The organism is Bradyrhizobium sp. CCBAU 25338 (assembly GCF_028128965.1).
GTDB lineage: Bacteria > Pseudomonadota > Alphaproteobacteria > Rhizobiales > Xanthobacteraceae > Bradyrhizobium > Bradyrhizobium liaoningense.
Genome location: NZ_LFKY01000038.1, coordinates 171,441 through 195,179 on the forward strand (window position 1 = coordinate 171,441; position 23,739 = coordinate 195,179).

Consider the following 23,739-nt stretch of genomic DNA (forward strand, 5'->3'; position numbering starts at 1 on the left):
GACAAGCGTAGCGAAGCGGAGCGCAGATCCGGGACCCATAACCACAGGATGTGGTTTGGCGAAGACTCGCAGTTACCAGCTTCGTGCAACAACTTCTCCCTGGGGTTATGGGTCCCCGCCTTCGCGGGGACGACACCTAGGGTGGAGCGTGGTTCTTCAGCTCAGCCAGAACTTCGGCGTCGCCGGCTCCAGCCTTCCGCCCACACGTACCGGCGCAATTTTGAGCGCAAGGCCCGTGGCGTCATCCGTCTCCACCGCGACGCCGCTGAGCGTCGCCACGCCCGCGGCAGGCTCGAACCGGGCCGACGGAATCCCCGATGTGAACCGGCGCAGCGGTTCTTCCTTCTGCATGCCGATGATGGAATCGTAATCGCCGGTCATGCCGGCGTCGGTCATGTAGGCGGTGCCGCCTGCGAGGATCTGGTGGTCGGCGGTCGGCACATGGGTGTGTGTGCCGACGACGAGGCTGGCGCGGCCGTCGCAGAAGAAGCCGATGCCCTGTTTCTCGCTGCTCGCCTCGCAATGAAAATCAACGACGATGGCGTCGGCGGCGACGCCGAGCGGGCAGGCGCCGAGCTCGCGCTCGAGCGCCGCGAAGGGATCGTCGAACGGGGTCATGAAGACGCGACCCAAAGCGTTGACGACGAGGGCATGCTTGCCGTTCTTGGTCTCGACCAGCGCGGCGCCGCGGCCGGGCGTGCCGCGCGGATAGTTCGCCGGACGCACCAGGCGATCGGCGCGCTCGATGAACACCAGCGCCTCGCGCTGGTCCCAGGAGTGATTGCCGAGCGTCACCGCATCGGCGCCGGCCTCGAGGAATTCCTGGTAGATCGCTTCCGTGATGCCGAAGCCGCCCGCCGAATTCTCGCCGTTGACGACGACGAAATCGAGCGACCAGTCCTTGACCATGCCGGGCAGATATTCGGCGATGGCCTCGCGCCCGCTACGGCCGACGACATCACCCACGAAGAGAATGCGCAACTTCAGAACTCCGGAAATCGAACACGTCCGATTCCGTTAGCACATAATCCAGCGCGACGTCGTGCGATAGTGCCGGAACCGCCTCGATTTCCTGCGCCGCAAAGGCAAGCCCGATGCCGATGATGTGCTTCGTTTTCCGCAGATGCGCGAAGGTGAAATCGTAATGCCCGGCGCCATAGCCGATGCGATGGCCGAGACGGTCGAAGGCCGCGAGCGGTGTCAGCATGATGTCGGGGATGACCTCGGCCGCTGCCGGCGACGGCTCGGGAATGCCGAGCGGACCGAGCATCAGGCGGTCGTTCGGATGGAAGATGCGGAAGATCAGCGACTGGCCACGCGCGGTGACGCAAGGCAGCGCCAGATTTGCGCCCTGCTCGGCGAGCTTTCGCATCAACGGCATCGGATCGATCTCGTTGCGGATCGGCGAATAGCCGGAGACGATGCTGCCGGGCAGCAGCTCGAACGGCAACCCGCGCTTGGCGAGTTTTGCGGCTGCGGCGATGCGCTTCTTGTCGCTCAGCGCGTCACGCCTGGCGAGGGCCTTGGCACGGAGTTCGGCTTTGGAAGCGGACATGCGCTTTGGTCCCCACGTCATCACCCGCGAGTGCGGGTGATCCAGTATTCCAGAGGCGGTGGTGATTCACACAGAGGCCGCGGCGTACTGGATGCCCCGCCCCGTGCGCAATGCGCACTCGGGGGGCATGACACCTGTTGAACTGGCCGCAGTCGTTTCAACAAGCACAAACCAAGCAGACAAAAGTACGAAGCCGCGAACGCCGTTGAAGCACTCGATCCCGGAGTTCCCTACGAAAGTAGGTGGGCACCATATGTCCGGGCCCACGGGCCCGGCCAGGGACAGTTCCCTAAAGGATCGATAAGGCCCCGGGGATATATGGCTCCTGACGCACGTCGCAGCCTCGCCTGGGCAATGTAACAACTGTACTGGGGAAGTGCCAGTGCGGCACATCAGACCGGATGGTGTTTGGGTGAAACGCTCGCGCCGCGGGCTGGCTCAGCCTCTCCCGCTTGCGGGAGAGGTCGGCGCAGCGCGCCGGGTGAGGGTTGTCTCCTCTTGGGGGGTTCTCGATTGTCGAAACACCCTCTCCCCAGCCCTCCCCCGCAAGCGGGGGAGGGAGTGCGCCAGCTTCGTTGCAACCATCGAGGCTTTCACCTACCCGATCGCGATGCCGCCTCCGACGGTCCGGTTCAGGACCTGGGTCGACTTCTCGATGCGTTCGGCCGCGGCGTTGAGCGCGTTCACCACTGCGGTCTGCGTCATCCGGGCGCGTTCGACGGCGGCGTTGCGGAAATCCCGGAGCTCGACCAGCTCCTGCTCCATGGTACGGATGCGGTTGCCGGCGTCGATCAATTCGTCGCACACCGTCAGCGCCGCCATCACCGTGAGGCGCGCATCGCCGATCTCGCCGAATTTTCCGCGCAGCGACTGGATGCGCGTCTCCAGGCTCTCGGCGAGCTTGAGCAGCCGCACCTCCTGGCCCTCCTCGCAGGCCATGCGGTATTGCCGGCCGTTGATGGTGACGTTGATGTGGCTCATCCGTCCTCTCCGGTATCGAGCACCGAGCGTATCGTGACGATTGCGGAATCCAGCCGGTCGGAAATCTCGCGATTGGTGCGCTCGAGCTTGCGCGCCTTCACCAGCGCGCCGTCGAGCTCGTCGGCGAGACGCGAGCGATCAGCGCCGAGCGCCTGGATCCGCGCCGCGAGCTCGTTCTCGTCGCGATCGGCATCGCGTCGCCGCTCGACCGCGCTTTCGAGTGCGTCGAGCGCGGCCGTGAGCCTGCGGGTCGCAATCTCGATCTCGACGGCGGATGATTCCGTCATGGCAGAGCTATTGGACACGCGATCGTTCATGCAGTCAGCGGCGGAACCTGGCGGCCTTTGCCCAGTGGCCTTTCCCTGGAGCTTGCCGTCCGGCAAAAGACTCGGTTCGGCAAGCGGTTAGAAGCAGAAATTTACGTGGCAAGCTAGCCCAGCGCAACGCCGCCGCAAAACTATGCACCGATCAATCGGGACGCGGCTGCGATCGTCCGATTCCGTCCGGCATGATCGCGGGGGAAAACCGATCTCCCCATGGCAACTTTTACGGCTAAACCGGCGTTTGAGTGCCTTGGACTCCCGGAACCGAGGTGCTATCCCAGCCCCGACCCTTTCAGTGGCCGCCAGGCTCCTCCCGCGCGGGCGTACCTCGCCAAGCGCCTCATTTCAGACGGATTTCAGACATGACGCAGGTCGATCACACCCGTATGGCCAACGCGATCCGCGGCCTTTCGATGGACGCTGTCGAGAAGGCGAAATCGGGCCATCCCGGCCTGCCGATGGGTGCCGCCGACATCGCCACGGTGCTGTTCACGCAGTTCCTGAAATTCGACGCCGCCGCGCCGGCCTGGCCGGACCGCGACCGCTTCGTGCTCTCGGCCGGCCACGGCTCGATGCTGCTCTATTCGCTGCTGTACCTGACCGGCAATGCCGAGATGACGCTGGACCAGATCAAGCAGTTCCGCCAGGTCGACTCGCTCACCCCCGGTCACCCCGAGAATTTCCGCACCAAGGGCATCGAGACCACCACCGGCCCGCTCGGCCAGGGCATCTCGACTGCGGTCGGCATGGCGCTCGCCGAGAAGATGCTGGCCGCCGAGTTCGGCAAGAAGATCGTCGACCACCACACCTATGTGCTCGCCTCAGACGGCGACCTGATGGAAGGCGTGTCGCAGGAAGCGATCGCGATGGCCGGGCACTGGAAGCTCAACAAGCTGATCGTGCTCTACGACGACAACGGCATCTCGATCGACGGCCCGACCTCGCTCTCCGATTCCGTCGACCAGGTGAAGCGCTTCAAGTCGGCGGGCTGGGCCGCCGAGAAGATCGACGGCCAGGATCAGGCAGCGATCGCCGCCGCCATCGCCCGCGCGCAAAAATCCAACAAGCCGACGCTGATCGCCTGCCGCACCACCATCGGCTTCGGCGCGCCGCACAAGGCCGGCACCTCGAAGGTGCATGGCGAGGCGCTCGGCGCCGATGAGCTCAAGGCCGCCAAGGAAAATCTCGGCATCTCGCTCGAGCCGTTCTTGGTGCCCGACGACGTGCTGAAGGCGTGGCGCGCGGCCGGCAGCCGCGGCGCCGCGGCACGCCAGGAATGGGAAGCACGGCTCGGCGAGCTCGGCAGCCGCAAGCGCGCCGAATTCGAGCGCCGCCTGCGCCATGAGCGGCCGGCATCGCTGGCCAAGGCGCTGAAGGCACACAAGAAGGAGCTGCTGGAGAAGCCGCTGACGGCCGCGACGCGCAAATCGTCGGAGGCTGCGATCGAGGCGATCGCCGCCGCGATGCCGATGGAATTCCTGGCCGGCTCGGCCGATCTCACCGGCTCCAACAACAACAAGGCGAAGTCGGCGACCGCCTTCTCGGCCAAGACGCCGAAGGGCCGCTTCATCCATTACGGCATCCGCGAGCACGGCATGGCCGCCGCGATGAACGGCATCTTCCTGCACGGCGGCTTCGCGCCGAACGGTGCGACCTTCCTGGTGTTCACCGACTACGCACGTCCCGCGATGCGCCTCGCCGCGCTGATGGGCACGGGCGTCGTCTACGTGATGACGCACGATTCCATCGGCCTCGGCGAAGACGGGCCGACCCATCAGCCGGTCGAGCATCTCGCCGCGCTTCGCGCCATTCCGAACATGCGTGTGTTCCGTCCCTGCGATTCCATCGAGGTCGCCGAGTGCTGGGAGCTCGCGCTCAACCGCGTCGACGGTCCGACCGTGCTGGCACTGACGCGGCAGAACCTGCCGCAGCTGCGTACCACCGCACCGAATGACAATCCCTGCGCAGCCGGCGCCTATGAGCTGGTCGCAGCCCAGGGCGAAGCCAAGGCGACGCTGTTCGCCTCCGGCTCCGAAGTCGAGATCGCGGTCGCGGCCCAGAAGCAGCTCGCGGAACGCGGCATCGCGTCACGCGTCGTCTCCGTTCCCTCGCTCGAGCTGTTGTTAGCGCAACCAGAGGCCAAGCGTGCCGCAATCATCGGCAACGCGCCGGTCAAGATCGCCATCGAGGCCGCCGTGCGCTGGGGCTGGGACGCCGTGATCGGCCAGGCCGGCGAATTCATCGGCATGCATTCCTTCGGCGAAAGCGGTCCCGCCAAGGAGCTTTACAAGCATTTCGGCATTACCGCCGAGGCTGCGGTTAACGCTGTGCTGAAGCGCATTTCCTGAGAGTTGAGCTTGCCCCAAAAAAGGACTACGTAATCTCTCATATGATCAAGCACCGCCCGGCCGAACCGGGCGCCCGCCCCTAAAAAAACCCTCGCAGGCGCACGAAAGCGCGTTGTGCGGGATGACAACGGTCATTGAAGGAGACGAAACATGGCAGTCCGCGTCGGAATCAACGGTTTTGGCCGCATCGGCCGCAACGTCCTGCGGGCTATCGCCGAGTCAGGCCGCAAGGACATCGAGGTGGTCGGCATCAACGATCTCGGCCCGGTCGAGACCAACGCCCATCTGCTCCGTTTCGACAGCGTCCATGGCCGCTTCCCCGGCACCGTCACCGTCGATGGCGACTCCATCAGCTTCGGCAACGGCAAGATCAAGGTGACCGCCGAGCGCGATCCCGCGAAGCTGCCGTGGAAGGATCTCGGCGTCGACATCGCGCTGGAATGCACCGGCATCTTCACCTCGAAGGACAGGGCCTCCGCGCATCTGACCGCCGGCGCCAAGCGCGTGCTGGTCTCCGCGCCGGCCGACGGCGCCGATGCCACCATCGTCTACGGCGTCAACCACGACACCCTCACCAAGGATCATCTGGTCGTCTCCAACGGCTCCTGCACCACCAACTGCCTGGCGCCGGTTGCCAAGGTGCTGAACGATCTCGTCGGCATCGAGACCGGCTTCATGACCACGATCCACGCCTATACCGGCGACCAGCCGACGCTGGATACGCTGCACAAGGATCTCTACCGCGGCCGCGCCGCGGCGATGTCGATGATCCCGACCTCGACCGGTGCTGCGAAAGCGATCGGTCTCGTGCTGCCCGAGCTGAAGGGCAAGCTCGACGGCGTCGCGATCCGCGTGCCGACCCCGAACGTCTCGGTGGTCGACCTCAAGATCGTCGCCAAGCGCGCCACCGACGCCAAGGAGATCAACGCGGCGATGAAGCGCGCCAGCGAGCAGCAGCTCAAGGGCATCCTCGGCTACACCAGTGCGCCGAACGTCTCGATCGACTTCAACCACGATCCGCACTCCTCGACCTTCCACGAGGACCAGACCAAGGTGCAGAACGGCACGCTGGTGCGCGTGATGTCCTGGTACGACAACGAGTGGGGCTTCTCGAACCGCATGGCGGACACCGCCGTCGCGATGGCGAAGGTGATCTGAGCAAGGTCTCGTGTCCCGGGCGCGGTGCAGCGCCTAAGCGCTGCTCCGCAGAACCGGGACCATTCAACCGCGGGACTCGCTGTCATGTGGGTCCCGGTTCTGCAGCGCACCGCTTCGCGCTGCGCAGCGCCCGGGACAAGAGAGCCCAGAGATGACCAACAAATTCCGCACCCTCGACGACGTCGACGTGAAGGGCAAGCGCGTATTGCTGCGCGTCGACCTCAACGTGCCCATGGAGAACGGGCGCGTCACCGATGCCACCCGGCTCGAGCGCGTCGCGCCGACCATCACCGAAATCTCGAACAAGGGCGGCAAGGTCATCCTGCTCGCGCATTTCGGCCGGCCGAAGGGGCGCGATGCCAAGGACTCGCTCAAGCCCGTCGCCGAGGCGCTGTCGAAGGTGGTGAAGAAGCCGGTCGCCTTCGCGGACGACTGCATCGGCGAGCCTGCGGCCGAGGCCGTGGCCGGCTTGAAGGACGGCGACATCCTCTGTCTCGAAAACACCCGCTTCCACAAGGAAGAGGAAAAGAACGATCCGGCCTTCGTCGCGGAGCTCGCAAAGCTCGGCGACATCTGGGTCAACGACGCCTTCTCGGCCGCGCACCGCGCCCACGCCTCGACCGAAGGCCTCGGCCACAAGCTGCCGGCCTATGCCGGCCGCACCATGCAGGCCGAGCTCGATGCGCTGGAGAAGGCACTGGGGTCCCCGACCAAGCCCGTCATCGCGATCATCGGCGGCGCCAAGGTCTCGACCAAGATCGACCTGCTCGAGAATCTCGTGACCAAGGTCGACGCGCTCGTGATCGGCGGCGGCATGGCCAACACCTTCCTGCACGCCCAGGGCGTCGCGATCGGCAAGTCGCTGGCCGAGAAGGACCTCGCGCCGACCGCGCTGCGCATCATGGAGAAGGCGGACGCCGCCAACTGCGCCATCATCCTCCCCGTGGATGCGACCGTCGCCTATCATTTCGCGGCCAACGCGCCGTCGCATGCCTATGGGCTCGATGCGATCCCGGCCGACGGCATGATCCTCGATGTCGGCCCGCAATCGGTCGCGCGCGTCCACGCGGCGATCGACGATGCGGCGACCCTGGTCTGGAACGGACCGCTGGGCGCCTTCGAGATGCAGCCGTTCGACCGCGGCACGGTCGCGGCCGCCAAGCATGCGGCCGAGCGCACCAAGGCCAAGAAGCTGGTCTCGATCGCGGGCGGCGGCGACACTGTCGCTGCGCTCAACCAGGCCCATGTGGCCGGTGACTTCACCTATGTGTCGACCGCCGGTGGCGCGTTCCTCGAATGGATGGAAGGCAAGCCGCTGCCCGGCGTCGAGGTTCTGCGTATCAAGTAAGCAAGCGGCCTTGCAGGCCCCAACGGGAGAAAGACACAGATGGCTCGGATCACGTTACGTCAACTGCTCGACCACGCGGCGGAGAACGATTACGGCGTACCGGCCTTCAACATCAACAACATGGAGCAGGCGCTGGCGATCATGGACGCGGCCAACCAGGTCGATGCGCCCGTCATCATCCAGGCCTCGCGCGGCGCCCGCTCCTACGCCAACGACGTCATGCTCAAGCACATGATGGACGCGGTGACGGAGATCTATCCGCACATTCCGGTCTGCGTGCATCTCGATCACGGCAACGAGCCGGCGACCTGCATGACCGCGATCCAGGCCGGCTTCACCTCGGTCATGATGGACGGCTCGCTCAAGGCCGACGGCAAGACCCCCGGCGACTGGGGCTACAATGTCGGCGTCACCAAGACCGTGACCGACATGGCCCATCTCGGCGGCATCTCGGTCGAAGGCGAGCTCGGCGTGCTCGGCTCGCTCGAAACCGGCATGGGCGACAAGGAAGACGGCCACGGCGCCGAGGGCAAGCTCAGCCACGACCAGCTCCTGACCAATCCGGACGAGGCGGTGAAGTTCGTCAAGGAGACCAAGGTCGACGCGCTCGCGATCGCGATGGGGACTTCTCACGGTGCCTACAAATTCACCCGCAAGCCCGACGGCGACATCCTCGCCATGAACGTGATCGAGGAGATCCACCGCAAGCTGCCGAACACCCATCTCGTCATGCACGGCTCCTCGTCGGTGCCTCAGGATCTCCAGGACATCATCAACGCCTATGGCGGCAAGATGAAGCCGACCTGGGGCGTGCCTGTCGCCGAGATCCAGCGCGGCATCAAGAACGGCGTGCGCAAGATCAACATCGACACCGACAACCGCATGGCGATGACCGGCCAGATCCGCAAGGTGCTCAAGGACAATCCGGAAGAGTTTGACCCGCGCAAATATTTGAAGCCGGCGATGGAAGCGATGACCAAGCTGTGCAAGCAGCGGCTTCAGGAGTTCAATACCGCCGGCCAGGCCTCCAAGATCAAGAAGGTGCTGACCACCGCCGAGATGGCCAAGCGCTACGCCAAGGGCGAGCTCGACCCCAAGGTGGCGTAAGCGATCCCCACGTCGCGTAGCGATCGCGACGGTGGCGTAAGCCACATACTCTCTCCGTCATTCCGGGGCGCCGCAAAGCGGCGAGCCCGGAATCCATAACCACGGCCTAGAGCATGATCCGGAAAAGTGCGAAGCGGTTTTCCGAAAAGATCATGCTCAAACAAGGACCTAAGGCGCGATGACGATTCATCCAAATCTCATCGCGCTTTAGTTATGGATTCCGGGCCTGCGCCTCTCGGCGCATCCCGGAATGACAGTTTTCTTGTGGTACGGTACTTCCTCCCCCCTTACCCTGCGACGAACGTTAACTCGGCAATTGCCCGAGAACGGTCTATTTTTGCGGGCAAGGGCAGACTTGTTTTGGGAGGACCTCTCGATGAATCTGACTGAGCTCAACAGGATCGCCACCGCCATGGTCGTATCAGGCAAGGGCATCCTCGCCGCCGACGAATCCTCCGGCACCATCAAGAAGCGCTTTGACGCCATCGGCGTGGAATCGACGGAAGAGAACCGCCGCGACTATCGCGAGATGCTGTTTCGCGCCAAGGACGCCATGAGCCAGTACATCTCCGGCGTGATCCTCTATGACGAAACGATCTGGCAGGATGCCAAGGACGGCACGCCGCTGGTCAGGCTGATCGAGGAGAGCGGCGCCATCCCGGGGATCAAGGTCGACGAGGGCACGCAGGCCCTGCCGATGTGCCCGGGCGAGCTGGTGACCGTCGGGCTCGACAGGCTCGCCGAGCGGCTGAAGAAATACTACGAGCGCGGCGCGCGCTTTGCCAAATGGCGCGCGGTGATCGACATCGGCAGCGGCACTGACGGCCGGGGCATCCCCTCGATGACCGCCATCAGCGTCAACGCCCACGCGCTGGCGCGCTACGCCGCGCTGTGCCAGGCCGCGCAGATCGTGCCGATCGTCGAGCCGGAAGTGCTGATGGACGGCGAGCACGACATCGACCGCTGCTATGAGGTGACGCAACGCGTGCTCAACAAGACGTTCCAGGAGTTGCGCGTGCAGCGCGTCGCGCTCGAAGGCATGGTGCTGAAGCCGAACATGGCAATCTCAGGCAAGAAGTGTCCGCAGCAGGCGCCCGTCGAAGAGGTCGCGGAGAAGACGATACGGCTGCTCAAGGCCTGCGTGCCCGCAGCCGTGCCTGGCATCGCTTTCCTCTCCGGCGGCCAGTCCGACGAGGAGGCGACCGCGCATCTCAATGCCATGCATAGACTCGGCCCGCTGCCCTGGGGCCTGACCTTCTCCTACGGCCGCGCGCTCCAGGCCGCGCCGCAGAAGGCCTGGTCCGGCAAGGCCGAGAACGTCGCGGCCGGACAACGCGCCTTCAGCCATCGCGCGCGGATGAACGGCCTCGCCTCCAAGGGCGAGTGGCAAAGCAGCCTGGAACAGAAGGCAGCCTAGATCTTGTCGAACAAACCGCCTCCGCCGCGCCCGGCGCCGCGTCTCTACCTCGCGACGCCTATTGTCGAGGACCCCGCGAGGCTCGTCGCCGAGTTGCCGGGGCTGCTCGCTTCGGCCGACGTCGCGGCCGTGCTGCTGCGGCTGAAGGAGACCGACCAGCGCACCATGATCTCGCGCGTCAAGGCGTTGGCACCGCCGGTGCAGAAGGCAGGCGCAGCCCTCCTCGTCGACGGCCATCCTGACATCGTCGCGCGCGGCGGCGCCGACGGCGCGCACCTCACCGGCCTTGCCGCGCTGGAAGAGGCGGTGCCCTCGCTCAAGCCCGATCGCATCGCCGGCGTCGGCGGGCTTGCCACGCGCCACGATTCCATGAGCGCGGGCGAGATGGGCGCCGACTATATGCTGTTCGGCGAGCCCGACGAGAAAGGCCAGCGCCCGTCATCCCAGGCCATCGCCGAACGGCTGGACTGGTGGGCCGAGCTGTTCGAGCCGCCCTGCGTCGGCTTTGCCACGTCGCTGGAAGAGGCCCGCGATTTCGCCGCCAGCGGCGCCGATTTCGTGCTGGTCGGCGACTTCATCTGGGCCGATCCGCGCGGGCCCAAGGCCGCGCTGGTCGAGGCCGACGCTGCGATCAAGAAGGCCCATGCGACGGCGCCGGCGAGCCAGGATCCTGCGGGTCAGGAGCACGGCTAGCGCCCGACATGAAGCTTCCGCACACCACCATGCTGGCCGCGCTGCTGCTCACGGCGCCCGCGGCCGCGCAGCTCCAGATCACGCCGCCGGCTGCAACGCCGAGCGCTCCCGCCGAAAAACAGAAGCCCAAGCCGCACACGATCACCAAGAAGAAGGAGGTCGCTCCCGCGCCGAAACCTTCGGCCTCCCCCAAGCCGTCCCCCTCGCCCAAGCCGGCCGCGACCGTGATCCCCGCGCCGCCGACCGACGATCCCAACGTCGATCTGGTGTTCGGCGCCTATCAGCGCGGCCAGTACAAGACGGCATTCGAGCTCGCCACCGCCCGTGCACAAGCCGGCGATTCCAAGGCGATGACCATGCTCGGCGAGCTCTATTCCAACGCCATGGGCATCCGGCGCGACTACGCCAAGGCGGCCGGATGGTACAAGCGCGCCGCTGATTCCGGCGATCGCGAGGCGATGTTCGCGCTCGCCATGCTGCGCATGTCGGGCCGCGGCGGCCCGGTCGACAAGGGCGAGGCGGTCAAGCTGATGGCCTCCGCCGCCAAGCTCGGCGAGCCCAAGGCCGCCTACAACCTCGCCTTGCTCTATCTGGACGGCCAGACCCTGCCGCAGGACGTCAGGCGCTCGGCGGAGCTGCTGCGCCAGGCCGCCGATGCAGGCCTGCCCGAGGCGCAATACGCGCTCGCGACTTTCTACAAGGAAGGCACCGGTGTGCCGAAGGACGCGGAACGCGCGGTGCGGCTGCTCCAGGCCGCCTCGCTCGCCGACAATGTCGATGCCGAAGTCGAATATGCGATCGCGATGTTCAACGGCACCGGCACGCCGAAGAACCAGCCGGCGGCCGTCGCGCTGCTTCGCAAGGCGTCCCGCCAGGGCAGCGCGATCGCGCAGAACCGGCTGGCATGGGTGCTGATCAACGGCGTGGGCACACCCATGGACAAGGTCGAGGGCTTCAAATGGCACCTGGTGGCCAAAACGGCCGGCAAGGGCGATCCTGAACTCGACAAGCAATTATCCGATCTGCCCGCGGAGGAGCGGGCCAAGGCCGAGGCCGCCGCCAAGAAATGGCTCGGGACCAAATGACTTGACGCAATGACTTGACGCAAGCGCCCCCGCAGGGCACCCAATCCTCAAACAGGCGCGATGTCCCGCCCTTGCCCCTGATCCCCGCCCCCGACCAAGTCCAGAGCTCATGCTTTATTCCGCCACTATCAACGTCATGGTCAAGGCCGCGCGCCGCGCCGGCCGCAGCCTCAAGCGCGATCTCGGCGAGATCGAGCATCTCCAGGTCTCGCTGAAGGGGCCGGCGAATTTCGTCTCGCTCGCCGACAAGCGCGCCGAGGAGATCCTCTATCAGGACCTCGCCAAGGCCCGGCCCGGCTACGGCTTCATCGGCGAAGAGGGCGGCACCCGCGAAGGCACCGACAAGAGCCACACCTGGATCGTCGATCCGCTCGACGGCACCACCAACTTCCTGCACGGCATCCCGCAATTCGCGATCTCGATCGGCCTCGCGCGTGAGGGCACGATCATCGCCGGCGTGATCTACAACCCCGCCAATGACGAGCTCTACATCGCCGAGCGCGGCAAGGGCGCCTTCCTCAACGACCAGCGCCTGCGCGTGGCCGGCCGCCGCCAGCTCAACGAATGCGTGGTGGCCTGCGGCCTGCCCCATATCGGCCGCGGCGACCACGAGGAATTCCGCCGCGAGATGACCGCGATCCAGAATCGCGTCGCGGGCCTGCGCCGCTTCGGCGCCGCTTCGCTCGACCTCGCCTTCGTCGCCGCCGGCCGCCTCGACGGCTATTGGGAGCGCAACCTGCAGCCGTGGGACATCGCCGCCGGCCAGATCATGGTGCGCGAGGCGGGCGGCACGGTGAGCGACATCGACACCCCGGGCGATGCGCTGGTAACCGGGCACGTCGTGTGCGGCAACGAGTTCGTGCACGGGGAGTTGGTGAAGATTTTGCGGAAGACGGCATAAGGCGAAAGCCGCCGGCTTCGCCTCGTCATTCCGGGCTCGCATCGCACGCCCGGGAATGACGGAATGAACCGTCAGTGGCTCGTGTGCGCCCGCGCCGGGGGCCCGTAGGCCTCATGGTCCTTCGCCGCCGCCGGCTCCCGGTCCCCGCCCAGCACGCGCTGCACCGAGACGAAGAACACCGGCACCATCAGGAGCGCCAGGATCACCACCGCGATCATACCGCCCATCACGATACTGCCCAGCGCCTGCTGGCTGGCGCCGCCGGCACCATGCGCGATCGCCATCGGCAGCACGCCGCAGATGAAGGCGAGGCCGGTCATCAGGATCGGACGGAAGCGCAGGCGACAGGCCTCGATGGTGGCTTCCACCAGCGGCTTGCCTTCCTTGCGCAGATCCTTCGCGAACTCGATGATCAGGATCGCGTCCTTCGCGGCGAGGCCGATGATGGTGATCAGGCCGACGGTGAAGTAGACGTCGTTGGGCAGGCCGCGCAGCATGGCGGCGACGACGGCGCCGACGATGCCGAGGGGCACGGTCAGCAGCACCGCGAGCGGAATGGTCCAGCTCTCGTACAGCGCTGCCAGACACAGGAACACCACGAATACCGAGAGCGCCAGCAGGAACGGCGCCTGCGAGCCCGAGAGCTTTTCCTGGAGCGATTGTCCGGTCCATTCATAGCCGAAGCCGCGCGGCAGTCTGTCAGCAAGCTGCTCCATCTCGGCGATCGCATCGCCCGAGGTGAAGCCGGGTTTCGCTTCGCCGGAGATGCGCACCGCCGGATAATAGTTGAAACCGGCGATCTGCGTCGGACCGCGTGCCCATTCCACCGTGGCAAAGGACGAGAACGGCACCAGCTGGCCGCGGCTGTTCTTGACGTTGTAGTTGAGGATGTCCTCGGTCCGCATGCGGTCGCGCGCGTCGGCCTGCACGACGACACGCTGCATGCGGCCGCGGTTCGGGAAGTCGTTGATGTAGTTCGAGCCGAGATTGGTCGAGATCGTGTTGTTGATGTCCTCGAAGGTGACGCCGAAGGCGCCGGCCTTCTCGCGGTCGATCATGAGATTGACCACGCCTGCCTCGGGCAGGCCTTCGATGTAGACCTTCTGAAGCACCGGGCTCGCATTGGCCGCCGCGATCAGCTGGTCGGCAGCGCGCATCAAGGCCGAATAGCCCTTCTGGCCGCGGTCCTGAAGGCGGAACGAGAAGCCGGAGGAGTTGCCGAGATTGTCGATCGGCGGCGGCTGCAGCGCCGAGATCTTGGCGTCGCGGATCGATGAGAGGTCGCGGTTGATGTCGTTGACGATCGCCGCGGCGGAATCCTTGGGCCCTCGCTCCGACCAGTCCTTCAGCGTGATGAAGGCCTGCGCGGTGTTCATGCCCTGGCCGGAGAAGCTGAAGCCCGTGAGGAAGGTGACATCTTTGACTCCCGGCCGTGCGGCAAGATATTTTTCGACCTTCTCGATCACGGCCTCGGTGCGGGCGTAGGACGAATCCGACGGCGTCTGCACGTCGGTGGTGACGAAGCCCTGGTCGTCGACGGGCAGGAAGCCGCCGGGCAGGCTGACGAAGGCCCAGGACAGGCCGACCAGCAGCGCGGCATAGACCAGCATCAGGCGTCCGGTGCGCTTCAGCGAGAAGCCGACTGTACCCGCGTAGCGGAACCGCGCGGCCTCCAGCATGTGATTGAACCAGCCGAACACGAAATTGCTGGAATGACCGTGCCCCTTGGCGACAGGCTTGAGCAGGGTCGCACACAGCGCCGGCGTCAGCGACAGCGCGAGGAAGGCGGAGAAGCCGATCGCGGCGACCATGGTGACGGAGAACTGGCGGTAGATGATGCCGACCGAGCCCGGGAAGAACGCCATCGGCACGAACACCGCCATGAGCACCAAGGTGATGCCGATGATGGCGCCGGTGATCTGCGACATCGCCTTGCGCGTGGCTTCCTTCGGCGGCAGGCCTTCCTCGGCCATGATGCGTTCGACGTTCTCGACCACGACGATGGCGTCGTCGACGAGGATGCCGACCGCAAGCACCATGCCGAACATCGAGAGCATGTTGATGGAGTAGCCGGCGAGCAGCAGCGTGGAACAGGCGCCCAACAGCGCCACCGGCACCACGATGGTCGGAATGATGGTGTAGCGGATGTTCTGCAGAAACAGGAACATCACGACGAACACCAGCACCACGGCTTCCACCAGCGTCGTCAGCACCTTCTTGATCGAGGCCTCGACCACGGGCGTGATGTTGTAGGGGATCTCGTAGGTGATGTTGGCCGGGAAGAAGCGCGACAGCTCCTTCATCTTCGCTTCGACCGCGCTCGCGGTCGCCAGCGCATTGCCGGTCGGCGACATCAGCACCGACAGACCCGCGGTCGGCTTGCCGTTGAGGCGCGTGTTGAACTGGTAGCTGAGCCCGCCGACCTCGACGCGCGCGACATCGCGCAGGCGCACGGTCGAGCCGTCGGCATTGGCGCGCAGGATGATGGCGCCGAATTCGTCCGGCGAGGAGAGTTGCCCCTTGACCAGCACCAGCGTCGAGGTGCGTTGGCTGGACGTCGAGGGTTCGGCACCGATGCTGCCGGAGGCCACCTGCGCGTTCTGCGCGGCGATGGCCTTGTTGACGTCATCGGCGGTCAGCCCATAGCCGACGAGCCTGGCCGGATCGACCCAGACGCGCAAGCTGCGCTCGGTCGAATACAACGTGGCGCGACCGACGCCGGGAATGCGGCGGATCTCACCCAGCACGTTGCGGATCATGAAGTCGCCGAGGCCGACCTCATCCAGGCTGCCGTCGGTCGAGCTCAGCGTGATGATCTGAAGCACCGCACTGGAGGCTTCCTCGATCAGGATGCCCTGCTGCATCACCGCGCGCGGCAGGCGCGCCTCGACGCGCTTGATGCGGTTCTGGACTTCCACCGAGGCGTCGTTGGTATCGGTGCCCGGCTGGAAATTGGCGATGATCTCGACCTGCCCGAGCGAGTCGCTGGTCGATTCGAAATTGAGAATGCCGGAGGCGCCGTTGAGCTCCTCCTCGATCAGCCGCGTGACGCTGTTGTAGAGGTTTTCAGGCGACGCACCGGGATAACTGGTCGAGATCGAGATCGAGGGCGGCGCGATGATCGGATATTGCGCGATCGGCAGCAGCGGCACCGCGATCGCACCGATCAAGCAGATGAACAGCGCGACCACCCAGGCGAAGATCGGCCTGTCGATGAAAAAGCTCGGCATAGCGCGTTACCGCGTGAGCTGCTGGGCGTGCCGGTTGTCCGCGGTCGCTTCCACCTCCGACCAGGATTGCGGCTTGACCTTGTCGCCGGCCGCGAACTTCTGGAACCCTTCGACCACGACCTTGTCACCGGCCTTCAGGCCTTCGGTGACGAACCAGAGTCCGTCCTGCACCGATCCCGTGCGCACCGGCTGCACCGCGATGTGGTTGTCGTCCTTGACGACGAACACCTCGCTGCCACCGCCGCCGTTGCGCTGGACCGCCTGCTGCGGCACCGCGATCGCGTCGGAATCGAGACCCTGGTCGATTCGGACCCGGACATACATGCCCGGCAGCAGTTCGCGCCTGGGATTGGGGAACTCGCCGCGCAACGTCACCTGCCCGGTGTGGGCGTCGACCTTGGCGTCGGAGAACAGCAGCTTGCCGTCGAGCGAATAGATGGTGTTGTCGTCGAGCACCAGGCGCACCTTGGCGGCATCGGCGGCGATGCGATCGAGGTCGCCGGTCTCGAAGGCACGGCGGAGCTGGTTGAGTTCATTCACCGACTGGGTGAAGTCGGCATAGATCGGATCGAGCTGCTGGATGGTGGCGAGATTGGTCTCGTTCTGCACGGCGAGCGCGCCTTCGCTGACCAGCGCCGCACCGACCACGCCGTCGATCGGCGCGCGTACCGTGGCATAGTCGAGATTGAGCTTGGCCCGCGCGAGCTCGGCCTTGCGGCCCTCGACCTCGGCATGGGCCTGGCGTTCGACCGCGATCGCCTTCTCGTTCTCGGCTTCCGGGGCAGCGCGATCCTTGGTGAGGGTGGCGATGCGATGCGCCTGCTGTTTGGCCTGCATCAATGCCGCTTCGGCCTTGGCAAGCGCGGCCTCGTTGGCCATCACCTCGACCTCGAACGGACGCGGATCGATACGGTAGAGCGGATCGCCCGCCTTCACCTCGCTGCCCTGGCGGAACAGACGCTGGACCACGGTGCCGGAGACGCGCGGCCGCACGTCGGAGACGCGCGTCGGCGCGATACGGCCTGGCAGTTCGCGCACCACGGCGCGCGGCTGCGGCTTGACGACGACGACGCTCACGTCAGGGGCGGTCGGCTGAGCGGCGGATACGGCGGAGCTGGATTCGTCGCAAGCACCAAGGAGCGGCGCAAGGGCCGCGAGCATCAATGCAACGCATGCCGATCGCGCGCGAAGTCCTGACATGAAATGTGGTGCCCCGATGTTGTTGATACTGATCACGCTCCGTGGGCCCGTGCTGGACTCCTTTCGCGCGCCGATGGCCTCAAAATAGAATGGACTTGCTGCGACGCAACGCGTGTTGCGGGCGGCTCATTGTCACACGGCCTAACCCGTTGACTTCAGCTGTCTTTTAGCGACTCACCTGATTGTGAATCCAGTTCCACCGCCGCGTGCTGCGACCGAACACCGCAATCAATCGGCGGCCTTCATCCGATAATGGCTGATTCCCCATTCGGTTCCACCGGCGTAGCCGAACAGGCCGGATGTTGCGAGGAGGAACCAGCGCCAGCGACGCATCCAAAGAGCAGTCTCCTCGCCATAGACCCTGCGCAAGGACGCCTCGATGGGCCCGCGATGCGCATCGAAATTGGCGAGCCAGTCGTTGGCGGTGCGCTGGTAATGCGTACCGCTCCAGCACCATTCCTTCTCGATCGCAAAGATATCGTCGAATTGCCTGACGAGGTGATGACTCGGCATCAGCCCGCCCGTGAAGACGTGCTGCGCGATCCAGTCGTTGCGGTCGAGCCTGTCGAACAGCTGCGAGCCCGCGCGATGGGTGGCGACGTGCATGAAGAACCGCCCCTCCGACGCGAGCCATGACCGCACGCGTGTCATCAGCTTGCGCCAGTTCGTCATCTGCCCGAACATCTCGACCGAGACGATGCGGTCGAACTGGCCTTCGGGCGCGAACACGTTCATGTCCGCGGTGACCGCGCGCAGGTTCAGGAGTCCGCGGAGCCGCGCCTCGTCCTCGACATGAGCGCGCTGCGCTTGCGAGCTCGACACCACCGTCACCTTTGCATGGGGAAACTGCCGCGCCATCCACAGCGACAGCGAGCCCCAGCCGCAACCGAGCTCGAGGATGGTCTGGCCGTCGGCAAGACCGGCATGCTCGACGGTCTGGCGCAGCGCCTCCTCCTCCGCCTCCTGCAAGGTGCTCGCGTCGGTCCTGTAGAAGCAGGAGGAGAATTTACGGTTGGGGCCGAGCACTTCGGCGAAGAAGGAAGCAGGCGCCTCGTCGTGCCGGGCCCCCGCGCCCTCGGCAACCGGCCGCAGCATCATCCGCCCGGCAAAGGCGGCATCCTCGGCGGCGCCCAGCGCCGACAGGCGAGTCGCCGTGCGGGAGCACAAGCGCTGGATCGCGGCACGGATGACCACATCCGGCAGCGGCACGTGTTCGGCACTCCCAATGATCGCGGAAACGACGCTCATGCGCCTCCCGAATGGCGAGCTTCTGCAGATACCTGCTCATCAAAGCGCCGCTTCCGGTCCGGGTTCCCCAGGCTGTCCCCGAAATTGGCGCATCCGGCGCTTTTTTTGGGCGGGCGCTGTGCCATAGTGCGCACCGCAAGCAAGCTTACGTAACGGATGATACCGGCCATGCCGTCTGGCACTTCCCGCTCCACCTTGGATATCGAGTACACGAAACTGTCCTCGCCCAGCGTCTTCCTGGTGCGGATGCTGGTCTTCCTGGTGCTGTGCACGCTGGTAGGCGTGGTGCTCTACAAGCAGATCATCCAAGCTTTCTTCGCCAATCCCGGGCTCAATGCCCTGATCGGGGCAGTGCTGTTCATCGGCATCGTGCTGGCCTTCCGCCAGGTCATCCGGCTCTATCCCGAGGTCTCCTGGGTCAACAATTTCCGCATCGCCGACCCCGGCCTGGCGCCGGCCCGGCACCCGAAGCTGCTGGCGCCGATGGCGGCGATCCTCGGCGGCGAGCGCTCCGGGCGGATGACCATCACCCAGACCACGATGCGGCATTTGCTCGATTCCATCGCGACGCGCCTGGACGAGGCCCGCGACATCTCGCGATACATGACCGGCCTCCTTGTCTTCCTCGGCCTGCTCGGCACCTTCTGGGGCCTGATCGAGACGGTCGGCTCGGTCGGCAAGGTGATCGACGGGCTTAAGGTCGGCGGCGATGCCGGCTCGCTGTTCGACACGCTCAAGGAGGGCCTCGCCGCCCCGCTCGGCGGCATGGGGATCTCGTTCTCCAGCTCGCTGTTCGGTCTCGCCGGCTCCCTGATCCTCGGCTTCCTCGACCTGCAATCGAGCCAGGCGCAAAACCGCTTCTACACCGACCTCGAAGACTGGCTCGCCACCACCGTGCGCGAATATGGCAACGGCGAAGCGCCCGTTGCGGCAGGCGGCGGCGTCGCCAGCGGCGAGCTCCAGGCCGCGGTCGAACGGCTGCGCTCCGTGTTCGAGGAAGGCAGCGCCAGCCGTGGCACCACGGCTGCGATGGCAAGCCTTGCCGAGGCGATCCAGGCGCTGGTCTCGCACATGCGCACCGAGCAGCAGATGATTCGCGAATGGGCCGACGGCCAGGGCGAGCAGAACCGCGAGATCCGGCGCCTGCTGGAGCGCATCGCGCGTCAGCCCGAGAAGAGCTGAGGCGGTATCGTGGCCCGGACGCGACGCAGCATGAAATGATGCGTCGTTGAGGCGGGGCCCAGCGTCAGGGACAATATGGGTCCCGGCTCTGCGCAGCAGCGTTGCACGCTGCAGCGCGTCCGGGATACGAAAGTGGAGACGGACAACATGGCTCTAGCGCGCGGCCGCCGCAGCGAAGGCGCCTTCAACTACTGGCCCGGCTTCGTCGACGCGCTGTCGACGCTGGTGCTGTCGATCGTGTTCCTGCTGTCGGTGTTTCTGGTCGTACAGTTCTTCCTGTCGCAGGAGGTCACCGGCAAGGACAAGGCGCTGGAGCAGCTCAACGCCAAGATCGCCCAGCTCAACGAGCTCCTGTCGCTGGAGAAGCTCGGCAAGCTCAGCCTCGACGACCAGGTCTCGCAATTGAAAGCGGGCCTCGCTTCGGCCGAGTCCGAGCGCGACCGCATCAAGGGTCTCTATGACGGCCTTGCTGCCGCCGGCAACGACGCGCAAGGCAAGACCGCCGAACTCGGCAAGGCCCTGGACTCGGAGAAGGCCGTCTCGGCGCGGGCCCTGGCGCAGATCGAGGTGTTGAACCAGCAGATCAGCGCGCTGCGCCGGCAATTGGCAGCTCTGGAAGAGGCGCTGGATGCCAGCGAGAAGCGCGACAAGGAATCGCAAAATCGAATTGCCGATCTGGGCTCTCGCCTGAACGTTGCCCTGGCGCAGCGCGTGCAGGAATTGTCGCGCTACCGCTCCGAATTCTTCGGCCGCCTGCGCGCCATCCTCGGCAACCGCCCCGACATCCGCATCGTCGGCGACCGCTTCGTGTTCCAGTCCGAAGTGTTCTTCGACACCGGCCAGGCGACCTTGCTGCCCGAGGGCCGCGCCGAGCTCGACACGCTGGCGACTGCGCTGATCGAGCTCGACAAGAAGATCCCGAGCGAGATCCCCTGGGTGCTGCGCGTCGACGGCCATACCGACGTGCGCCCGGTCAGCGGCGCGAACTTCAAGTCGAACTGGGACCTGTCCGCGGCGCGCTCGATCTCGGTGGTGCAATATCTGATGTCGCTCGGCGTGCCCGCCCAGCGCCTCGTCGCGGCCGGCTTCGGCGAATTCCAACCTCTCGATCCCGCCAACACCGAGGAGGCCTACAAGCGCAACCGCCGCATCGAGCTGAAGCTGACGGAGCGGTAGTGAGCGCGCTCCAGCTTCGCCCCTACCGCCCCGAGGATGAAGCGGCTGCGATCGAGCTCTGGCATCGCACCTGGCAGCAGGCCTATCCGCAGATCGACTTTGCGGCACGGCTGGAATGGTGGCGCGAGCGCTGGCGCAAGGACCTGGTGCCGAAGGCCTCGATCGCGGTGGCGGAGCAGGACGGTGCGCTGATCGGTTTCGTCACGATCGATGGCGAAGGCTATCTCGACCAGCTCGTGGTCGATCCGGAGCACTGGGGCTCGGATGCTGCGCGGCTGCTGGTGGATGAGGCCAAGCGTCTCTCGCCGGCAGGCATCACGCTGCTCGTCAACAAGGACAATGCCCGCGCCATCCGCTTCTACGAGCGCAACGGCTTTGCCCATGGCGGCGACGATGTGAACCCGACCTCGGGCCGGCCGGTGCTGAAGATGGAATGGCGGGCGTGATGCCCCGGCACTTTCCGCCGTCATTGCGCTCGCGATGACGCCGTATGAGGCGTCTACGCCCCTTCGAACTGCAACCGCGCCAGCCTTGCATAAAGTCCGTTCGCCGCCACGAGCTCGGCATGCGTGCCCTGCTCGACGATCCGGCCCTGGTCCATCACCAGGATGCGGTCGCAGGAGAGCACGGTTGCGAGGCGATGCGCGATCACCAGCGTGGTGCGGTGGCGCATCAGCTCTTCCAGCGCGGTCTGCACCAGCGTCTCGCTTTCGGCGTCGAGCGCGGAGGTGGCCTCGTCCAGCAGCAGCAGCGGCGCATCGCGCAGGATGGCGCGCGCGATCGCGATGCGCTGGCGCTGGCCGCCGGAAAGCGTCACGCCGCGCTCGCCGAGCGCCGTCTCGAAACCTTCGGGCAGGCGGCGGATGAACTCGGCGGCATGCGCCAGCTCGGCGGCGCGCTCGACCTCGGCATCGGTCGCATCGGGCCGGCCGAAGCGGATGTTCTCGCGGGCGGTCGCGGCGAACACCACCGAGTCCTGCGGCACCAGCGCGATGCGGGCGCGGAAATCGCGCGGGTCGGCGGATTTGACCGGCACGCCGTCGAGCGAGATCGTCCCGCTGCGCGGATCGTAGAAGCGCAGCAAGAGATGAAAGATGGTGCTCTTGCCGGCGCCGGAGGGACCGACGATCGCGACCTTCTCGCCGGGGCGCACGGTAAACGACACGGCGTCGAGCACCTTGACGTCGGACCGCGCCGGATAGGCGAAGCTGACCTGATCGAAACCGACCTCGCCGCGCGCCGGCACCGGCAGCGCCCGCGGCGCCGCGGGCGCGGTGATCTCGGGCCTCACATGCAGGATCTCGAACAGGCGCTCGGCCGCGCCCGAGGCCGCCGAGACCTCGCCCCAGACCTCGCTGAGCTGGCCGAGGCCCGCCGCGGCGAACACGGCATAAAGCACGAACTGGCCGAGCCGGCCCGGCGTGATCGCGCCGCTCAGCACGTCGTGCGAGCCGATCCAGAGGATGGCGACAACGCTCGCGAACACGATGAAGATGATGATGGCCGTGAGCACGGCGCGGGCCTGGGTCGAGGTTCGAGCGGCCTCATAGGCCTGTTCGACCTCGCCGCCGAAACGCTTCTCGGCAAATTGCTCGCTGGTATAGGCCTGCACGGTGCGGATCGCGCCGACCAGCTCGCCGGCATAGGCCGAGGCTTCGGCGAGCGTGTCCTGCGCATTGCGCGACAGGCGCCGCACCCAGCGCCCGAAGGCCACCAGCGGCAGCACGATCAGGGGAATGGCCAGCAGCACGAAGCCGGACAGCTTCGGGCTCGTGATCACCATCATCGCCGCGGCGCCCAGAAACATCATCAGGTTGCGCAGCGCGATCGAGACCGAGGCGCCGACGGCCGATTTGAGCTGGGTGGTGTCGGCGGTCAGGCGCGAGATCAACTCGCCGCTGCGGGCGGAATCGAAGAAGGCGGGGGAGAGCGAGAGCAGATGGGCGAAGACGTCGCGCCTGAGGTCGGCGACGATGCGCTCGCCGATCGTCATCACGAGGTAGTAGCGCGCCGCGCTCGCCAGCGCGAGCACACCCACCACCGCGAGCATCACCGAGAAGTAGCTGTTGATCAGCTCGATGCCCTCAGGCGTCAGGCCGAAATCGATCATCCTGCGCACCGCGATCGGCACCAGCAGCATCGTCAGCGCGGCGACCGTGAGCGCGACGAAGGCCAGCGCCGCCCGGCCGCGATAGCGGCTCACATAGGGCGCGAGCGCAAGTAGCGGCCGCAGCTTGGCGCGCCCCTTGGCGGGCTCTTCGATCAGCTCGGCCTCGATCGACGAGATGTCCGCGGCGTTCATTGCGGGCCGATTGACATCCTGGTCATCAAGCCGTTCCACTGCGCTCATGATATCCGACCTATTGCATTGGTTTGCTCCCAATAGGCCGGTGCAAGGGTAGTGGCAAATCCGGGAAGTCCCCTAGGGGCAAACCCGGTTCGACAACCGGCACGGCTTGTTTTGCCGGGTATCGTGCGGTATAGAGCCGCCCAAATCCGTCATTCGCTAGCCACCCAAGAAGGCGCCGGAGCGCCGAGGAATTGCCATGAAAGCCGAAATTCATCCGGATTATCATACGATTAAGGTCGTCATGACCGACGGAACCGAGTACCTGACCCGCTCGACCTGGGGCAAGGAAGGCGACACGTTGAACCTCGACATCGACCCGAAGTCGCACCCGGCCTGGACCGGCGGCTCCACGCAGATCATGGACCGCGGCGGCCGCGTCTCGCGCTTCCAGAAGAAGTTTTCGGGCTTTCTCAAAAAGGATTGAGCCGGCCGCAAGG

The 23,739-nt window shown here is 65.9% G+C and carries 20 protein-coding genes and 1 other RNA gene; 12 read left to right on the forward strand and 9 right to left on the reverse strand.

Features of this window, described 5'->3' with window-relative positions; translation table 11 throughout:
- Positions 1-156 precede the first annotated feature (156 nt).
- The 5 genes from ACM42_RS20995 to ACM42_RS21015 form a co-directional block, all read right to left on the reverse strand.
- Positions 157-981, reverse strand: coding sequence for a TIGR00282 family metallophosphoesterase (locus tag ACM42_RS20995; RefSeq protein WP_271529713.1), 825 nt, complete (start codon positions 979-981; stop codon positions 157-159).
- Positions 959-1,555: a 5-formyltetrahydrofolate cyclo-ligase gene (locus ACM42_RS21000; RefSeq protein WP_271529714.1), complete on the reverse strand. Its 597-nt coding sequence runs from the start codon at positions 1,553-1,555 to the stop codon at positions 959-961. Before ACM42_RS21000 ends, ACM42_RS20995 begins: the two co-directional genes overlap by 23 nt.
- A gap of 186 nt (positions 1,556-1,741) precedes the next feature.
- Positions 1,742-1,902: non-coding RNA, 6S RNA (ssrS, locus tag ACM42_RS21005), on the reverse strand.
- A gap of 250 nt (positions 1,903-2,152) precedes the next feature.
- The gene (locus ACM42_RS21010) at positions 2,153-2,536 is read right to left on the reverse strand and encodes a cell division protein ZapA (RefSeq protein ID WP_028182480.1); all 384 of its coding nucleotides are present in this window, start codon (positions 2,534-2,536) and stop codon (positions 2,153-2,155) included.
- Positions 2,533-2,853 (reverse strand): DUF4164 domain-containing protein, encoded by a 321-nt coding sequence (locus ACM42_RS21015; RefSeq protein WP_014439722.1) that lies wholly within the window; start codon positions 2,851-2,853, stop codon positions 2,533-2,535. Before ACM42_RS21015 ends, ACM42_RS21010 begins: the two co-directional genes overlap by 4 nt.
- A 368-nt stretch (positions 2,854-3,221) precedes the next feature.
- Here ACM42_RS21015 and tkt point away from each other — a divergent pair, with 368 nt between their 5' ends.
- The 8 genes from tkt (at position 3,222) to ACM42_RS21055 (ending at position 12,916) form a co-directional block, all read left to right on the forward strand.
- Positions 3,222-5,207: a transketolase gene (gene tkt / locus ACM42_RS21020; protein ID WP_271529715.1), complete on the forward strand. Its 1,986-nt coding sequence runs from the start codon at positions 3,222-3,224 to the stop codon at positions 5,205-5,207.
- Between the two features lie 150 nt (positions 5,208-5,357).
- A complete protein-coding gene (gene gap, locus ACM42_RS21025; protein ID WP_271529716.1) occupies positions 5,358-6,365 on the forward strand; it encodes a type I glyceraldehyde-3-phosphate dehydrogenase in 1,008 nt (335 codons plus the stop codon).
- A gap of 151 nt (positions 6,366-6,516) precedes the next feature.
- Positions 6,517-7,713, forward strand: a complete 1,197-nt coding sequence (locus ACM42_RS21030) for a phosphoglycerate kinase (protein ID WP_271529717.1) — start codon at positions 6,517-6,519, stop codon at positions 7,711-7,713.
- A 39-nt stretch (positions 7,714-7,752) separates the two neighbouring features.
- A complete protein-coding gene (gene fba, locus ACM42_RS21035; RefSeq protein ID WP_271529718.1) occupies positions 7,753-8,820 on the forward strand; it encodes a class II fructose-bisphosphate aldolase in 1,068 nt (355 codons plus the stop codon).
- A gap of 376 nt (positions 8,821-9,196) precedes the next feature.
- Positions 9,197-10,237, forward strand: coding sequence for a class I fructose-bisphosphate aldolase (locus ACM42_RS21040; protein ID WP_271529719.1), 1,041 nt, complete (start codon positions 9,197-9,199; stop codon positions 10,235-10,237).
- Positions 10,238-10,240: 3 nt separating this feature from the next.
- Positions 10,241-10,930 (forward strand): thiamine phosphate synthase, encoded by a 690-nt coding sequence (locus ACM42_RS21045; RefSeq protein WP_271529720.1) that lies wholly within the window; start codon positions 10,241-10,243, stop codon positions 10,928-10,930.
- 8 nt (positions 10,931-10,938) lie between these two features.
- Positions 10,939-12,015 carry a tetratricopeptide repeat protein gene (locus tag ACM42_RS21050; protein WP_271529721.1) on the forward strand — a complete coding sequence of 359 codons (1,077 nt, stop codon included), beginning with the start codon at positions 10,939-10,941 and terminating at the stop codon, positions 12,013-12,015.
- A 109-nt stretch (positions 12,016-12,124) separates the two neighbouring features.
- Complete coding sequence (locus ACM42_RS21055) at positions 12,125-12,916, forward strand: inositol monophosphatase family protein (protein WP_271529722.1); 792 nt, start codon at positions 12,125-12,127, stop codon at positions 12,914-12,916.
- A gap of 71 nt (positions 12,917-12,987) precedes the next feature.
- Here the strand turns inward: ACM42_RS21055 and ACM42_RS21060 are convergent, their stop codons facing one another.
- From ACM42_RS21060 to ACM42_RS21070, 3 genes are all read right to left on the reverse strand, one after another.
- Complete coding sequence (locus tag ACM42_RS21060; protein WP_271529723.1) at positions 12,988-16,146, reverse strand: multidrug efflux RND transporter permease subunit; 3,159 nt, start codon at positions 16,144-16,146, stop codon at positions 12,988-12,990.
- Positions 16,147-16,152: 6 nt separating this feature from the next.
- Positions 16,153-17,346, reverse strand: coding sequence for an efflux RND transporter periplasmic adaptor subunit (locus tag ACM42_RS21065; protein WP_271529724.1), 1,194 nt, complete (start codon positions 17,344-17,346; stop codon positions 16,153-16,155).
- A gap of 228 nt (positions 17,347-17,574) precedes the next feature.
- Positions 17,575-18,594, reverse strand: a complete 1,020-nt coding sequence (locus tag ACM42_RS21070) for an SAM-dependent methyltransferase (RefSeq protein ID WP_271529725.1) — start codon at positions 18,592-18,594, stop codon at positions 17,575-17,577.
- 168 nt (positions 18,595-18,762) lie between these two features.
- Here ACM42_RS21070 and ACM42_RS21075 point away from each other — a divergent pair, with 168 nt between their 5' ends.
- The 3 genes from ACM42_RS21075 to ACM42_RS21085 all read left to right on the forward strand — a co-directional run bounded on the left by ACM42_RS21075 (position 18,763) and on the right by ACM42_RS21085 (position 21,398).
- Complete coding sequence (locus ACM42_RS21075; RefSeq protein ID WP_199751374.1) at positions 18,763-19,776, forward strand: flagellar motor protein MotA; 1,014 nt, start codon at positions 18,763-18,765, stop codon at positions 19,774-19,776.
- A 147-nt stretch (positions 19,777-19,923) separates the two neighbouring features.
- Positions 19,924-20,952: a peptidoglycan -binding protein gene (locus ACM42_RS21080; RefSeq protein ID WP_271529726.1), complete on the forward strand. Its 1,029-nt coding sequence runs from the start codon at positions 19,924-19,926 to the stop codon at positions 20,950-20,952.
- Positions 20,952-21,398 carry a GNAT family N-acetyltransferase gene (locus ACM42_RS21085; RefSeq protein WP_271529727.1) on the forward strand — a complete coding sequence of 149 codons (447 nt, stop codon included), beginning with the start codon at positions 20,952-20,954 and terminating at the stop codon, positions 21,396-21,398. Before ACM42_RS21080 ends, ACM42_RS21085 begins: the two co-directional genes overlap by 1 nt.
- 53 nt (positions 21,399-21,451) lie before the next feature.
- On the opposite strand, the gene ACM42_RS21090 is transcribed toward ACM42_RS21085, so the two are convergent.
- The gene (locus tag ACM42_RS21090; protein WP_271529728.1) at positions 21,452-23,302 is read right to left on the reverse strand and encodes an ABC transporter ATP-binding protein/permease; all 1,851 of its coding nucleotides are present in this window, start codon (positions 23,300-23,302) and stop codon (positions 21,452-21,454) included.
- Between the two features lie 196 nt (positions 23,303-23,498).
- On the opposite strand from ACM42_RS21090, the gene rpmE reads away from it, so the two are divergent.
- Entirely contained in the window at positions 23,499-23,726 is a 228-nt protein-coding gene (rpmE, locus tag ACM42_RS21095; protein WP_028182497.1) for a 50S ribosomal protein L31, read from the forward strand.
- The last annotated feature ends 13 nt before the right edge of the window (positions 23,727-23,739 follow it).